We start from the raw sequence: 14,262 nt of genomic DNA, 5'->3' as shown, positions 1-14,262 counted from the left end.
GCTCTCATCCGCGTCTTTCCGCCGCGTCGTCCTCCCGTCTCGCGTTCGCGCGCATCCCCTGTCTCGCGTCCGCGCTCCCGTCGCATCCCAACGACTGGTCCCGACATGCCGTAATGGCGCGGGGCATAACGGCGTGTCGGGACCAGTCGTTGCCGTACACGCGAAACGGCCGCCGCCCGAAAGGGCGACGGCCGTCCGTGGAGGTGCGAAGCACCTGGTGCGCGGAGCGCTACTCGGTCGCGGGCCGGGGACGCTGCGCCCGAGTGGATGCGGTGTCCGCACCCGGCTCGATGAGCGCTCCGAACTCCGAGGCCGCCCGGTTGGCCAGGACGCCCGTGTCGTACTCCTCGTCGCCGTCGTCCGAGACGGAGGCGTGGACGCCGACCGGCTCCCGGGCCTCCTCCTCGGCCTTCACAGCGGCGGCCGCGTCGGCTGCGTTGTCCGCCGCCTCCTGCAGAGCCGACTTGGCGCGCAGCGGCGGCGCCTTGAAGAACAGCGTCAGGACGAAGGCGAGCAGCACCACGAACATGGCGACCCAGTACACCAGCACCGAGGAGTCGTTGAACGCCACCAGGAATGGCTTCGACAGGCGGGGGTCCGCATTGTTCAGGAACGACGTGTCGTTGACCGCGGAGCTGTTCGACCCGCCGGCGGAGGTCGTGAGCTTCGCCTGGACCGTCGGCACGGCCTGGTCGACGACCCGCTTGCGCTGGTCCGCATTCGAGAAATCGATCGGCGCGGCGGGAACCTGCTGCTCCGCGACATCCTGCGGGATGCCCTTCGCAACCAGCGCCTGAACGCCCTGCTCGTGCGCCGCCGCCTGGGCGCCCTTCGCGATCGGGTCGACGATGGGGTCGTAGACCTGCTCCATGATCTGCTTGTTGCCGGGAGCGCTGGCGACGGACGGCGTGAGGGCCGCATCCAGGGCGCTGGTCAGCGTCGGGGTGTCCGTCAGCTGGGTTTTGATGTTCGTCGGGAAGACCGTGAACAGCAGGGAGATCAATACAGCCGTGCCGAGCGTTCCACCGATCTGGCGGAAGAACGTGGATGCGCTGGTCGCCACACCCATGTCGCGCAGCCCGACGGAGTTCTGGCTCGCGATCGTCAGCGTCTGCATCAGCTGGCCGAGGCCCAGGCCGATCAGCAGCATCGCGCCGGCGATGAACCAGTACGAGTCCCCCACCTTGATGAACGTCAGGTACAGGAATCCGCCGGCGAGCATCGCCGTACCGATGATCGGGAACTGCCGGTAGCGGCCGGTCCGCGCGATGATCTGGCCGGAGGCGATCGACGACACCATGAGACCGAGGATCATCGGCAGCAGCTGCAGGCCCGACACGGTCGGGCTCGAGCCGAGGACGAGCTGCAGGTAGAGCGGCAGGGTCAGCATGGCGCCGAACATCCCGAAGCCGACGAAGACGCCGATGACGGTCGCCATCGAGAACGTGCTCGAGCGGAACAGCTTGATCGGGATCAGCGCGTCGTCCTTCATCGCGATCTCGATGATGACGAAGGCGACGATGCCGATGCCGCCGATGATGTAGCAGGCGAGGGCCGCTGGGCTGCCCCAGCCCCAGTCGCGGCCCTGCTCGGCCACGAGGAGGAGCGGGACGAGAGCCACGATGACGCCGGCGGCGCCCCACCAGTCGATGCGGGCGGACCCGCGCTCGCGCTTCGGGAGGTGCAGGAATCGAAGCACCATCGCCAGGGCGAGGAGGCCGATCGGCACGTTGATCAGGAACACCCAGCGCCAGCCGGCGATCCAGAGGATCTCGCTCGCGCCGGCGAAGAGGCCGCCGATCAGGGGCCCGATCAGGCTGGAGATGCCGAACACGGCGAGGAAGTACCCCTGGTACTTCGCTCGCTCGCGCGGGGCGAGCATGTCGCCCATGATCGCCAGCGGCATGGACATGAGGCCACCGGCGCCGAGGCCCTGGATCGCGCGGAACGCGGCCAGCTCGATCATCGAGGTCGAGAACGAAGCGAGGATCGATCCGGCGATGAAGATGATGATCGCGATCACGAACAGCGGACGACGCCCGAAGATGTCGGAGAGCTTGCCGTAGATCGGCGTCGCGATGGTCGAGACGATCAGATAGCCCGTGGTGACCCAGGCCTGCTCGCTGAGGCCGTGGAGATCGTCGCCGATCGTCCGGATGGCCGTTCCGACGACGGTCTGGTCGAGTGCGGACAGGAACATGCCGGCCATGAGGCCGAAGATCACGAACAGGATCTGCCGATGCGACATGATCGGTTGTGGGCCGGCGGGCGGTGCGCTGGTCTGTGTAGACATTTGTCTCCGGAGGTCGAGAGTCGGGTGGAGGACGCCCGGCACGCGGATCGTCACACCGGTGTGGGGCAAAATAATTTTGCGGAGACTGCAAAGTTACACCCTCTGCCGGGTTTCTGACAACGCGCCCATGGCCGCTTCTGCCGCGCGGTTCGCCAGCGGCGAACGACATTGCGGACGCGGTGACCCCCATCCAGGTCACGCATAAGTTCCTGGCGTAGCGTGGGATGCGGCCGACCGGTCCCTCTCCGAACCTGCTTCGAAAGTCGTATGAGCCCATTCAGTCGCACTCGCCGCATCCTCGCCGTCACAGCGGTGGCCGCGTCGGCGACTCTCGCGTTCACCGCGTGCGCCGGTGAGCCGTCGCCCATCACGAAGGCCGTCGCGCAGGCGGCCGCTCCGTCACCCGCCGCATCGGTCGTGTCCTCCATCCAGCCCGCGGCGGGCAGCGTCTCCGGGGGTACCGTCACCCTCACGGGCGCCAACCTCGAGAAGGTCGGCGCGGTGCAGATCGGTGGGCAGCCCGCGACCGTGACGAAGGCGACGGACGACAAGGTGGTGGTCAGCGTGCCAGCAGCCGCGGACTTCCAGGCCGGCAGCGTTCCCATCACCGTCACCGACAAGAACGGCAAGCCCGTGAGCACCACGGGCAAGACGTACGACTACCAGGTGCAGACCCCGGTCGACAAGCAGCTCGCCTACGCGCTGACGTACTGGAAGAACTACAACACCGCCCAGTACGGCGATCTCAACCCGGTCGGGGGAGACTGCGCCAACTTCGTCAGCCAGACGCTGATCGCCCGCGGCTGGCAGATGAACGCCGACTGGTACAACCACGACGCCGCGGCAGACTGGAGTCCCGCCTGGGGGTACGTGCCGTCCATGGACCAGTACTTCCGCGAGAACGCGGCGCAACTCGGTCTGACCGAGTACTCCTTCGACCAGCGCGACAAGATCAAGGTCGGCGACATCGTGATGTTCGACTGGAACGACAACGATTCCCTCGACCACGTGCAGATCGTTTCCGCCGTGCAGAACGTGAACGGCCAGATCAAGATCAAGATGGTGGGCCACAACGAGGACAGCGACTATCGCGACCTCGACCAGGCCATCACCGTCGACCACCCCGGCGCTGTCGGTCACTTCTGGAGCCTGTCGAAGTAGCTCCGTATCCGGCGGGAGGGCATCACCTTCCTGGGCTATGCTCGGCCCGTGACTCTGGGGGATGACCGACCGCGTCGGGCCGCTGCGACCCGGGGGGCGCTGCTCGGCGGCGTCCTCGTGGCGCTCCTTGTGCTGACGGGATGCGCCACCGGCTCGATCTCGGCGTCGGGCGGCACGCATCGTCCGACACTGCACCGTTCTTCGTCGAGCCCGCGCCCGCCGCGGCCGACGCCGACCCTCTCGGCCCCGCCGACGCCGACGATCGTCGGATTCGACAAGTCCGCGCACTCGACGACCGACCCCGCGAGTCCGTGGGTCGTCGTCAACAAGGCCCGCCCGCTCACCCCGATCGACTATGCGCCTGCGGACCTGACCTATCCGGACGTCCCCAACGTCAACCACCAGCCCATGCGGCAGGAGACGGCGGCGGCTCTCGTCGCGATGTTCCAGGCGGGGAGGTCGGAGGCGGGCCTGAGCTTCTCTGTGCAGAGCGCCTACCGCTCGTTCGAGTCGCAGACGGGGGTCTACGACGACGACAAGGCGCAGCACGGCCAGGCTTTCGCCGACACGGACACCGCGCGCCCGGGTCACAGCGAGCATCAGACCGGCTTCGCGGTGGACATCAGCGCCGTGCCGGCCTCCTGCTCCCTCGACGCATGCTTCGGCGACACCCCGCACGGCCGATGGCTGGCTGCGAACGCGTGGCGGTTCGGCTTCCTCCTGCGCTACCCGGCCGACAAAGTCCCCGTCACGGGCTTCACGTATGAGCCGTGGCACTTCCGCTACGTCGGCGTCCCCCTCTCGACCCAGCTGCACACCACCGGTGTCACCACCCTCGAGGAGTTCTTCGGCGTTCCGGGCGGCACCGCCTACCCCGGTTGAGGGATCGCGGGTGCTGCTGAATGTAGCGCGAAAGTGCTGCTGAATGTAGCGCGAAAGTGCTGCTAAATGTAGCGCGAAAGTCCTGCTAAATGTAGCGCGAAAGTCCTGCTAAATGTAGCGCCAACCGACGCAGCCCTTGTATTCTGAACGCGGAGGGCGAATGTACCGGACGCGCGTCATCGACAGTGAACTCGACGAGTTGTTTCCCCTGCTTCCAGCGATGGCGATCGAAGGGCCGAAAGCGATCGGCAAGACGGCGACCGCTGCTCGTCGCGTCGCCCGTCGGGTGCGACTCGACGACGCCGCCGACAGGCAACTCGTCGCGGCCGACCCGGGAGTGGTCGAGACGGCTTCGAGCGAGCACCCGCTGCTCATCGACGAATGGCAACGCTATCCACCCGTCTGGGATCTGGTCCGCCGAGCGGTCGACGATGGGGAAGGCGGCGGCAGGTTTCTGCTGACGGGGAGTGCGACGCCCGGGGGCGCCCCTGTGCATTCCGGGGCCGGGCGCATCCATACGCTGCGCATGCGACCTCTGTCTTTCAGTGAGCGCGACATAGAGATTCCGACCGTCAGCATCTCTGCCCTGTTCCAGGCCGGCGCTTCCATCGAAGGAGAGACCTCAACGGATCTGGGAGCGTACGTCGAGGAGATCGTCGGTTCAGGTTTTCCAGCCATTCGCGGACTTTCGGGGCGAGCGCGTCGCCTCGCCCTCGACGGCTATCTCCAGCGAGTGGTAGAGCACGAGGTACTCGAGCAAGGGATCCTGGGGCGCCAGCCCGCTGCGCTGCGCTCGTGGATGTCCGCTTACGCTGCGGCCACCGCCTCCACGGCTTCGACCGCGACGATCGGCCGCGCCGCATCTCCAGGAGCCGGCGACGGACCGGCCCGGACGACAGTCGAGCGCTATCGGGATGCATTGGCGCAACTCTGGCTGCTGGACCCTGTGCCGGCGTGGATGCCGAAGAATTCCTTCGCTCGTCTTGCCAGCACACCGAAGCACTTTCTGGCGGACCCCGCGCTCGCTGCACGCCTCCTTGAACTGGACGAGCCGCGTCTCCTCGCCGGGGCAGGCACCGGAATGCTGGGACCTCAAGATCGGACGGCCCTCGGCGCCCTCTTCGAGGCGCTCGTCGTGCTCAGCGTCCAGACCTACGCTCAGGCGGCAGAGGCAACTGTGCATCATGTGCGGACGAAGAACGGGGACCACGAAGTGGACCTGCTCGTGCATCGCAATGACGGCACCAACATCGCCGTAGAAGTGAAGCTGACGGCTGCGCCGGATGATCGGGACGTGCGCCACCTTCATTGGCTGAAAGCGCAACTCGGCGCGGAGCTGACCGAGATGGTCCTCATCCATACCGGGCCGTACGCCTACCGTCGGACTGACGGCGTCGCCGTCGTTCCGCTGGCTCTGCTGGGCCCGTGAGTCAGGCGCCGAGCGCCTCGCCCACGATGCGCTTGGCCTCCTCCTGCACCTCGCGCAGGTCGTCCTCGCCGGCGAACGACTCGGCGTAGATCTTGTAGACGTTCTCGGTCCCCGAAGGGCGGGCGGCGAACCAGGCGGTGTCCGTCTGGACCTTGACCCCGCCGAGCGGGGCGTCGTTGCCGGGAGCGCGGCTGAGCTTCGCGGTGATCGGCTCGCCGGCGAGCTCCGTGGCGGCGATGGCGTCGCCGTCCAGCTTCGACAGGGCGGCCTTCTGCTCGGGACTCGCCGGCGCATCCACTCGCTGGTAGACGGGATCGCCGAAGCGCTCGGTCAGCTCGCGGTAGAGCTCCGACGGCGACTTCCCGGTGACCGCCCGGATCTCGCTGGCGAGCAGCGCGAGCAGGATGCCGTCCTTGTCGGTCGTCCAGGCCGTCCCGTCGAACCGCAGGAAGCTGGCGCCCGCGCTCTCCTCGCCACCGAAGCCGACGGTGCCGTCGATCAGGCCGGGGACGAACCACTTGAAGCCGACCGGCACCTCCCACAGCCGCCTTCCGAGCGAGGCGGCGACCCGGTCGATGATGGACGAGGACACGAGGGTCTTGCCGACGGCCGCATCCTTCCGCCACTCGGTGCGCGTGCGGAACAGGTAGTCGATGGCGACCGCCAGGTAGTGGTTGGGGTTCATCAGGCCGCCGTCCGGCGTGACGATCCCGTGCCGGTCGGCGTCGGCGTCGTTCCCGGTGAGGATGTCGTAGTCGGCGCGCCGCGCGACCACCGAGGCCATCGCGGACGGGCTGGACGGGTCCATCCGGATCTTGCCGTCCCAGTCGAGCGTCATGAAGCCCCAGGCCGGGTCGACGTCGGGGTTCACGACCGTGAGGTCGAGGTCGTAGCGGTCGGCGATGGCCTGCCAGTAGTTGACGCTGGCGCCGCCGAGCGGGTCGGCGCCGATGCGGATGCCGCTGTCGCGGATGGCCTTCACATCGATGATGTTCTCGAGGTCGGCGACGTAGTGGCCGCGGAAGTCGTACGTCTCGACGCCGGACGGTTCGGCCATCCGCACCTCGCGCATCCCGTTCGCGATGATCTCGTTGGCGCGCGCGGCGATCCAGCTCGTGGCGTCGGTGTCGGCCGGTCCCCCGTGCGGAGGGTTGTACTTGAAGCCGCCGTCGGAGGGCGGGTTGTGGCTGGGCGTCACGACGATGCCGTCCGCCTGGTCCCCGTGCCCGGCTCGGTTGTACCGGATGATCGCGTGCGACACGGCGGGAGTCGGCACCCAGTCGCCGAACTCGTCGACGAGGACGCGCACCTCGTTGGCGACGAGCACCGCCAGCGCCGTGGTGGTGGCGTACTCGCTGAGCAGGTGGGTGTCCGCCCCCATGAACAGGGGGCCGGTGATGCCCTGAGCATTGCGGTACTCCACGATCGCCTGCGTGGTCGCGGCGATGTGGTCCTCATTGAACGCGGTGTTCAGCGACGACCCGCGGTGCCCGGAGGTCCCGAACACCACCCGCTGCTCCGGGATGCCGACATCCGGCTTCAGTTCGTAGTACGCGCGCCGCAGGGCGTCGACGTCGATCAGGTCGGAAGGCTGGGCGGGGGTGCCGGCTCGTGCGTCCATGGTGCCTACTCTTCCACGGCGGGGGTGCCATCGGGAGCTGGATTCGAACGGAACCTCGTGCATCGGGTCGCCGAGCGGATGCGACCGCGTGCCCGCCCGGCGGTGTGTGCTGCGATTCGTAACGTATGCGGCTGTTCGCCCCACCGCGCATGTTCCGTAGACCCGCATACGCGCGAGATCGCCGGCGGGGATGCCGCGCCGGCGGCTCGCTAAGCTGAACGGCATGTCCACCGCCCCCGCTGACGAGTCGACCGGCGCCACCGGCGCCACCGGCGCCACCGGCGCCACCGGCGCCACCGGCGCGACCGCCGAGCTTCCCGCTTCCCTCGACGACGTGTACAGCTTCCTGGGGCCGTCGGGCACGTTCACGGAGGCGGCGCTCAAGCAGGTCCCGGAGGCGCGCGGCAAGAACTGGCGCGCCGTGAACAACCTCGGCGAGGCGCTGGCGGATGTCGTCGAAGGGCGCAGCGTCGCCGCGATGATCGCGATCGAGAACTCCATCGACGGCGGAGTGTCCGTGGCGCAGGATGCGCTGGCGACCATCCCGGGACTGCGGATCATCGGCGAGTACCTCGTCCCGGTGAACTTCGTCCTCGTCGCCCGCCCGGGCACGACCCTCTCCGACGTGCACACGGTCAACGCCCATCCCGTCGCGTACGCCCAGTGCCAGCAGTGGCTCGACCGCCACCTCCCGGAGCACGGCCACCTGCCCGCGTCGAGCAATGTCGCTGCGGCGGCCTCCCTGTTCGAGGGGAGCGCAGCGGATGCGGCGATCGCGCCGCCGGGGATCGTCGACCACCACGAGGTGGACGTGCTGGCCGAGAACATCGGCGACAACCCCAACGCGGTCACCCGGTTCGTGCTGGTGAGCACCACCCGGAGCGTTCCGGAGCCCACCGGCGCCGACAAGACCAGTCTCATCGCCGAGCTGCCCGACGACCGGCCCGGAAGCCTGCTCGACCTGCTCGAGCAGTTCTCCACACGCGGGATCAACCTGAGCCTCATCGAGTCCCGCCCGGTCGGCGACGCCCTCGGGCGGTACCGGTTCGTCATCGATGCCGACGGCCACATCCACGACGAGCGGGTGGCGGATGCGCTGCTCGGCCTCCGGAGGTTCAGCCCGTCGGTCATGTTCCTCGGTTCGTACCCCCGGGCGGACGGCGTACGCGTGGAGTTCGACCAGCGCTACCGGGACGAGGTGTTCACGGAGGCGCGCGAGTGGCTCGCCTCCCTGACGGACGACGTGGACGGGCACGCGGCGGATCGCGACGGCGGCACGGCGGCGTAGGCTGCCGGTCAGGACAGTCGGGAGGTCATCATGGTCGCCGAGGAGCGTGACGACGGGGATCGTGCCGGCGGATTCGACCCCCGCTTCGACCCCGCGTTCCAGCGCGGCTACCAGCCGCAGCCGGGCGAGCGGCCCCGGACCCGCGTCCGGTCGACCGCTGCCGATCCGGCATTCCGCCGCGCGCCGTCCCTGGTCCGCGGGCGGGAGGACGCGGCGCCCGAGCCGTCGGAGCCGGTGAGCGCCTACGATGCGGCAGCTCTCTCGTTCGAGGAGGACGGGCCTGCGTCGACGGACAGCCGGATGCCCGCGGCGGTCCCCGCGCCGCCTGCGGCCGCCGCCTCCGTGAGTGCGCCCTTCGCCGCATCCACGCCCGGCTTCTGGGAGAGCCTCGACGTGAACCCCCGCCGCAACCCGATCCTGCTCGCGCTCTGGATCATCGGCGGCGGCTTCGTCGTGCTCGGCATCGTCCTCTACTGCCTCTCCGTCGCCACCTCGTACAGCGGGCCGACGCCGACCTCGGATGTCGGTGCGCTCGTCTTCGCCCAGCTCGGGTGGATGCTCGCGAGCCCGCTGATCACGGTCGGCCTGCTCACGCTCGTGGCGCTGCTCTTCCTCACGGCGCTGGCCGGCCGGGCCCGCGCGCACGCATCGGGGGACGAGGAGCTCTAGCGCGGCGTCCGCCTGCGGATACCGGTCTGCGGACGGGTCACCGGACCGAACCGGACGCGGGCGCCTTCACCCGGAGGCCGAGTTCGTCCACCCGGAGGTCGAGACCCAGGAGGTCGCCGAACGCGTCGCCGTCGAGCTCGAACGGTTCCGGCTCCTCCACCGTCAGCTGCACGGATGCGCCGCGCAGGTAGCTCAGCCGGGTGCGGATCGCGCGGTCGGTGAAGCGGATGATCCGCCGCCCGACGCTGGACCGGCGCAGCACCCGGTTCTCCCAGGTCACCTTCCGCCAGATCGCCAGCCAGCCGAAGACGGTCGCGGGCTGCAGGATGGCCACGTCGAGCAGTCCGTCGTCGATCGCCCCGTCGGGGATCAGTTCCATGTTGCCCGGCAGCGTCCCGCAGTTCGCGACGAGGATCGTGCTGACGTGCGCCGAGCGCTCGTGGCCGTGATCGAGCCGGTAGCGGATGTGCACCTTCGTCGAGCGGGGCAGCGCCCGGAAGGCCGCATCCACGTAGGCCAGCCAGCCGAAGCGGCGTTTGAGCTCTGGGCGCGCGCTCGCGATCATCGCCGCGTCGATCCCGACGCCCGCCATGACGAGGAAGGCGTGCTCGGTCACCGAGCCGTCCGGCCGGCGGGCTGTCGCGATGCCGATGTCCATGCGCCGGGTCTGGCCGCCGAAGGCGATCGCGCATGCGTTCTCCACGTTCGCGAACGGGATCCCGAGGTTGCGCGCGAGCAGGTTGCCGGTGCCGCCCGGGATGATCGCGAGGGTCGCCTCCCGATCGCGCAGCGCCTCCGCGACGGCCCGCACGGTGCCGTCGCCGCCGGCCGCGAGCACGAGCCGCGCACCGCGGGCCAGCGCCTCCCGGGTCTGCGCCTGTCCGCCCTCCTGCGGCGTGGTCTCCAGCCAGAGCAGTTCGACGTCACCGGTGGTCCGGCCCTCCTCCGCAGCGGCGAGGGCCGCCGCCTCGACGGCGGCGCGCACGCGGGGGACGTCGACGCGGACGGGGTTGTAGACGACGGCGACGACCTCGTGATCCTGCCCGCCCCGTCCGTTCACGGTCCTCACGCTACCTGTTCGGCATCGCTCGATAAGCTTGTGCGGTGATCGATCCCCTGCTCCTCCGCGAGAACCCCGACGTCGTCCGCCGCTCGCAGGAGGCGCGCGGCGACTCCCTGCAGCTGGTCGACGAGGCGATCCAGGCCGACATCGAGCGTCGCGCCGCGATCACCGCCTTCGAGGAGCTGCGCGCCGAGCAGAACGCGTTCGGCAAGCAGGTCGCGCAGGCGCCGAAGGAGCAGAAGAAGGAGCTCGTCGCGCAGGCGCAGAAGCTCGCCGGCCGCGTCAAGGAGGCCCAGCAGGCGGCCAACGACGCGGATGCGCGGTTCGAGCGGCTGATCCGCAGCATCGGCAACCCGATCGTGGACGGCGTCCCGGCGGGCGGCGAGGACGACTTCACGGTCCTCAAGACGGTGGGCGAGATCCCGCAGTTCGGCTTCGAGGCGCGCGACCACCTGGAGCTCGGCGAACTGCTCGGCGCGATCGACATGGTCCGCGGCGCGAAGGTCGCCGGAGCCCGCTTCTCGTACCTGCGCGGCATCGGCGCCCGGCTCGAGCTCGCGCTGATGAACATGGCGCTCGACAAGGCCGTGCAGAACGACTTCATCCCGATGATCACGCCGACGCTCGTGAAGCCGGAGATCATGCAGGGCACGGGATTCCTCGGCGCGCACTCGGACGAGGTCTACCACCTGGCCGATGACGACCTCTATCTGACCGGAACGAGCGAGGTCGCGCTCGCCGGGTACCACGCCGACGAGATCATCGACGTGGAGGAGCCCCTCCGCTACGCCGGCTGGTCGACCTGCTACCGGCGCGAGGCCGGCTCGGCCGGCAAGGACACGCGCGGCATCATCCGCGTGCACCAGTTCGACAAGCTGGAGATGTTCGTCTATACCCGGCCGGACCGCGCGGAGGCGGAGCACGAGCGCCTGCTCGGCTGGCAGGAGGAGATGATGCAGGCCCTGGGCCTCAGCTACCGCGTGATCGACACCGCCGCCGGCGACCTCGGCTCGAGTGCCGCGCGCAAGTACGACGTCGAGGCATGGATCCCGACGCAGGGCCGCTACCGCGAGCTCACGTCGACCTCGAACTGCACCACCTTCCAGGCCCGCCGTCTGAACATCCGCTACCGCAGCGAGAGCGGCAGGACCGCTCCCGTCGCGACGCTCAACGGGACGCTCGCCACCACGCGGTGGCTCGTCGCAATCCTCGAGACGCACCAGCAGGAGGACGGCTCGGTCCGTGTCCCCGAGGCGCTGCGCCCCTTCCTCGGTGGCCTGGAGCTGCTGGAACCGACGCGTCCGTGAGCGATGGATCCCGCCTGCTGATCGCGCTCGACGTCGACGGCACGCTCATCCACGAGGATGAGAGCGTCGGGGACGCCGTGCGCGCCGCCGTGACGCGCGTGCGCGACGCCGGCCACGAGGTCATGCTGGCGACCGGACGGAGCTGGGAGACCGCACGCCCGATCCACGAGAAGTTCGGCCTGACCAGCGAGTTCGTCGTCTGCGCGAACGGCGCCCTGACCATGAGGCGGGATGACACCGTCGAGGGCGGTTACCGGCGCGAGTTCATCGAGGTCTTCGACCCGTCCGAGGTGCTGCAGACCATCCGCCCGCACCTCCCGAGCGGCAGCTTCATGGTGGAGGGTCCGACCGGCTTCCGCCGCTACACCGAGGGCATGACGGACTGGGAGCTCGTCAACGCCGAGCAGGTGCCGTTCGAGGAGCTGTTGCAGCATCCCGCCACCCGCGTCGTCGTCGTGTCGCCCGAGCACGACACCGAGGAGTTCCTCTCCATCGTCGATCGGATGGGGCTCCAGCGCGTGAGCTATGCCATCGGCTGGACCGCGTGGCTCGACATCTCGCCGGACGGGGTCAGCAAGGCCACCGCGATGGAGCGGGTCCGGCACGCGCTCGACATCCCGCGGTCGCACGTGGTCGCCATCGGTGACGGCCGCAACGACATCGACCTGCTGCGCTGGGCGGGAGAGCACGGAGTCGCCATCGCCATGGGCCAGGCGCCGGACGAGGTGAAGGCCGTCGCGACCCGGGCCACGGGGCCGGTCGTCGAGGACGGTGTCGCGCAGGTCCTCGACGCCCTCTGAGCACGCGCCGCGCGGCCATCCAGAGCATTGCCAGCCGGCCGTGGCACAGTTTTAGCGGCGTGTGCCCATTTCGGCCGCGCCCGATGTTCGTGCTCACCGATGCCGAACCACGCCGCTGAACGGCGGCCCCGGACGACTGCGCCCCCGAAAGGACGTGAATGAGCGAGATGCCCACCCGCGCGCAAGCGCGTGCGCAGGAGAAGTCGGCAGGACCAGCGGTCCGCCACGGACGACTGAAGCGTCACCATCCGCTCAAGGCACTCCTCAAGATCTTCGTCGCCGTCATCGCGGTCGTCGGAGTCACCGGCGTCTCGCTGGCGGCCTACGCGGCGGTGGATGTCGTGGCCGGCGTCAAGAAGTCCGTGAAGCTCGTCGACACCAAGGGCAACACCGTGACGCCGGGCATCGGCGCCATGAACGGGGCGTTCAACGTCCTGCTCGCGGGCAGCGACAGCGGCGGCGGAAACGCGGCCTATGGCGACCGCGGCGAGAACCTCAACGACGTCACCATGCTGTTGCATGTCTCAGCCGACCACAAGAACGCCACCGTCGTGAGTTTCCCCCGCGACATGTACGTGTCGATCCCGTCGTGCCCCGACCCCAAGGGCGGCAGCTTCGACGCGATGAGCCGTCAGAAGATCAACAACTCGCTCTCCTACGGGGGCCTGGCGTGCACCGTGCTGACGGTCGAGAAGCTCACGGGCATGGACATCCCGTACGCGGGTGTCATCCAGTTCGACGGCGTGATCGAGATGTCGAACGCGGTCGGCGGTGTCCCCGTGTGTGTCGCGGGCGACATCGAGGACCCGTACACGGGCCTGGATGTGAAGGCCGGCCAGAACGTCCTGCAGGGTTCGCAGGCGCTCGCCTTCCTCCGCACCCGTCACGGGGTCGGAGACGGTTCGGACCTCGGCCGGATCAGCAACCAGCAGGTCTTCCTCTCATCGCTCGTGCGCACCATCAAGAGCGCCGACGTGCTGAGCAACCCCGTCAAGCTCTACGGCCTCGCGAAGGCGGCGACCAGCAACATCACGCTCTCCGACAGCCTCAACAACCCGACCACCATCGTCTCGATGGCCCTGGCGCTGAAGAACATCGACATCAGCAAGGTCGTGTTCGTCCAGTACCCGAACCACTATCAGGGTGACGGCGTCGTCCCGACCACCGACGCGGCGCAGCAGCTCACCGAGGCGCTCACGAACGACCAGCCCGTGACCCTCACCGGCAACACGGGTGTGGGCTCGGAGGCCGACCCGAACGCGCCGGCGGGGCAGGCTCCGGTGACGCAGGCGCCGGCCCCGGCGACGCAGGCCCCGGCCACGCAGGCTCCGGCCACGCAGGCGCCGACGGCCGGCACGGGGTCCACCGGAGACGGCTCGTCCGTGACCCTGCCCTCGGATGTGCACGGGCAGACCGCGGCACAGTACACCTGCTCCAAGCCGTTCTCCGGCTGACCTCGGCAGCATCCACGCGGGGTTCGCTAGAATCGGGCGACGCTGTTTCGCACGGCGCCGGGAGGGCTGTCCGAGCGGCCGATGGAGCCAGTCTTGAAAACTGGTGGGCAGAAATGTCTCGTGGGTTCGAATCCCACGCCCTCCGCACAGGGACGGAGCGAGCCCGCCCAACCCCGGTGTGACCGTGACTTCCTGCTACGACAACGCCGACCGGCTTACCTCGAACACGGTCTCCGGCGCTCAAGCCAATCCGGGCATCGTGATGGGCACCTGCAGTGAGAAGCAGATGACTCTG

Annotated in this window: 11 protein-coding genes and 1 tRNA gene; 9 read left to right on the top strand and 3 right to left on the bottom strand. The window is 69.1% G+C overall.

Annotated elements, in window-relative coordinates; translation table 11 throughout:
* Window positions 1-229 precede the first annotated feature (229 nt).
* Window positions 230-2,293 (bottom strand): MDR family MFS transporter, encoded by a 2,064-nt coding sequence (locus BM287_RS15055; protein ID WP_090041029.1) that lies wholly within the window; start codon window positions 2,291-2,293, stop codon window positions 230-232.
* A gap of 267 nt (window positions 2,294-2,560) precedes the next feature.
* Between BM287_RS15055 and BM287_RS15050 the strand changes: the two genes are divergently transcribed.
* The 3 genes from BM287_RS15050 to BM287_RS15040 all read left to right on the top strand — a co-directional run bounded on the left by BM287_RS15050 (window position 2,561) and on the right by BM287_RS15040 (window position 5,765).
* A complete protein-coding gene (locus BM287_RS15050; protein WP_090041027.1) occupies window positions 2,561-3,454 on the top strand; it encodes an amidase domain-containing protein in 894 nt (297 codons plus the stop codon).
* A gap of 48 nt (window positions 3,455-3,502) precedes the next feature.
* Complete coding sequence (locus BM287_RS15045) at window positions 3,503-4,336, top strand: M15 family metallopeptidase (RefSeq protein ID WP_244528350.1); 834 nt, start codon at window positions 3,503-3,505, stop codon at window positions 4,334-4,336.
* 160 nt (window positions 4,337-4,496) lie between these two features.
* On the top strand, window positions 4,497-5,765 hold the full coding sequence (locus BM287_RS15040) for an ATP-binding protein (RefSeq protein WP_090041025.1): 1,269 nt from the start codon (window positions 4,497-4,499) through the stop codon (window positions 5,763-5,765).
* 1 nt (window position 5,766) lies between these two features.
* Here BM287_RS15040 and pgm read toward each other — a convergent pair whose 3' ends face one another.
* Window positions 5,767-7,386: a phosphoglucomutase (alpha-D-glucose-1,6-bisphosphate-dependent) gene (gene pgm / locus BM287_RS15035; RefSeq protein WP_090041023.1), complete on the bottom strand. Its 1,620-nt coding sequence runs from the start codon at window positions 7,384-7,386 to the stop codon at window positions 5,767-5,769.
* Between the two features lie 223 nt (window positions 7,387-7,609).
* Here pgm and pheA point away from each other — a divergent pair, with 223 nt between their 5' ends.
* Both pheA and BM287_RS15025 read left to right on the top strand, forming a co-directional pair.
* Window positions 7,610-8,674 carry a prephenate dehydratase gene (pheA, locus tag BM287_RS15030; protein ID WP_244528348.1) on the top strand — a complete coding sequence of 355 codons (1,065 nt, stop codon included), beginning with the start codon at window positions 7,610-7,612 and terminating at the stop codon, window positions 8,672-8,674.
* Window positions 8,675-8,704: 30 nt separating this feature from the next.
* The gene (locus BM287_RS15025; RefSeq protein WP_090041021.1) at window positions 8,705-9,343 is read left to right on the top strand and encodes a hypothetical protein; all 639 of its coding nucleotides are present in this window, start codon (window positions 8,705-8,707) and stop codon (window positions 9,341-9,343) included.
* A gap of 37 nt (window positions 9,344-9,380) precedes the next feature.
* On the opposite strand, the gene BM287_RS15020 is transcribed toward BM287_RS15025, so the two are convergent.
* Window positions 9,381-10,403 carry a diacylglycerol/lipid kinase family protein gene (locus BM287_RS15020; protein WP_090041020.1) on the bottom strand — a complete coding sequence of 341 codons (1,023 nt, stop codon included), beginning with the start codon at window positions 10,401-10,403 and terminating at the stop codon, window positions 9,381-9,383.
* Between the two features lie 44 nt (window positions 10,404-10,447).
* On the opposite strand from BM287_RS15020, the gene serS reads away from it, so the two are divergent.
* The 4 genes from serS (at window position 10,448) to BM287_RS15000 (ending at window position 14,112) form a co-directional block, all read left to right on the top strand.
* A complete protein-coding gene (serS, locus tag BM287_RS15015; protein WP_090041016.1) occupies window positions 10,448-11,713 on the top strand; it encodes a serine--tRNA ligase in 1,266 nt (421 codons plus the stop codon).
* The gene (locus BM287_RS15010) at window positions 11,710-12,513 is read left to right on the top strand and encodes an HAD family hydrolase (RefSeq protein ID WP_090041013.1); all 804 of its coding nucleotides are present in this window, start codon (window positions 11,710-11,712) and stop codon (window positions 12,511-12,513) included. Before serS ends, BM287_RS15010 begins: the two co-directional genes overlap by 4 nt.
* A gap of 158 nt (window positions 12,514-12,671) precedes the next feature.
* Window positions 12,672-13,967: an LCP family protein gene (locus BM287_RS15005; protein WP_090041010.1), complete on the top strand. Its 1,296-nt coding sequence runs from the start codon at window positions 12,672-12,674 to the stop codon at window positions 13,965-13,967.
* A 60-nt stretch (window positions 13,968-14,027) separates the two neighbouring features.
* Window positions 14,028-14,112: transfer RNA gene (locus BM287_RS15000), tRNA-Ser, on the top strand.
* Window positions 14,113-14,262 lie beyond the last annotated feature (150 nt).

It is taken from the genome of Leifsonia sp. CL147, from assembly GCF_900114565.1.
Lineage (GTDB): Bacteria > Actinomycetota > Actinomycetes > Actinomycetales > Microbacteriaceae > Leifsonia.
Note: the sequence above shows the minus strand (reverse complement) of the source record. Positions and strands in the feature narration are given on the sequence as shown.

Bases quoted from the DNA above. Each gene is read 5' to 3' on its own strand.
- BM287_RS15055 (WP_090041029.1), bottom strand. From the start codon at position 2,293: ATGTCTACACAGACCAGCGCACCGCCCGCCGGCCCACAACCGATCATG.
- BM287_RS15050 (WP_090041027.1), top strand. From the start codon at position 2,561: ATGAGCCCATTCAGTCGCACTCGCCGCATCCTCGCCGTCACAGCGGTG.
- BM287_RS15040 (WP_090041025.1), top strand. From the start codon at position 4,497: ATGTACCGGACGCGCGTCATCGACAGTGAACTCGACGAGTTGTTTCCC.
- pgm (WP_090041023.1), bottom strand. From the start codon at position 7,386: ATGGACGCACGAGCCGGCACCCCCGCCCAGCCTTCCGACCTGATCGAC.
- pheA (WP_244528348.1), top strand. From the start codon at position 7,610: ATGTCCACCGCCCCCGCTGACGAGTCGACCGGCGCCACCGGCGCCACC.
- BM287_RS15025 (WP_090041021.1), top strand. From the start codon at position 8,705: ATGGTCGCCGAGGAGCGTGACGACGGGGATCGTGCCGGCGGATTCGAC.
- BM287_RS15005 (WP_090041010.1), top strand. From the start codon at position 12,672: ATGAGCGAGATGCCCACCCGCGCGCAAGCGCGTGCGCAGGAGAAGTCG.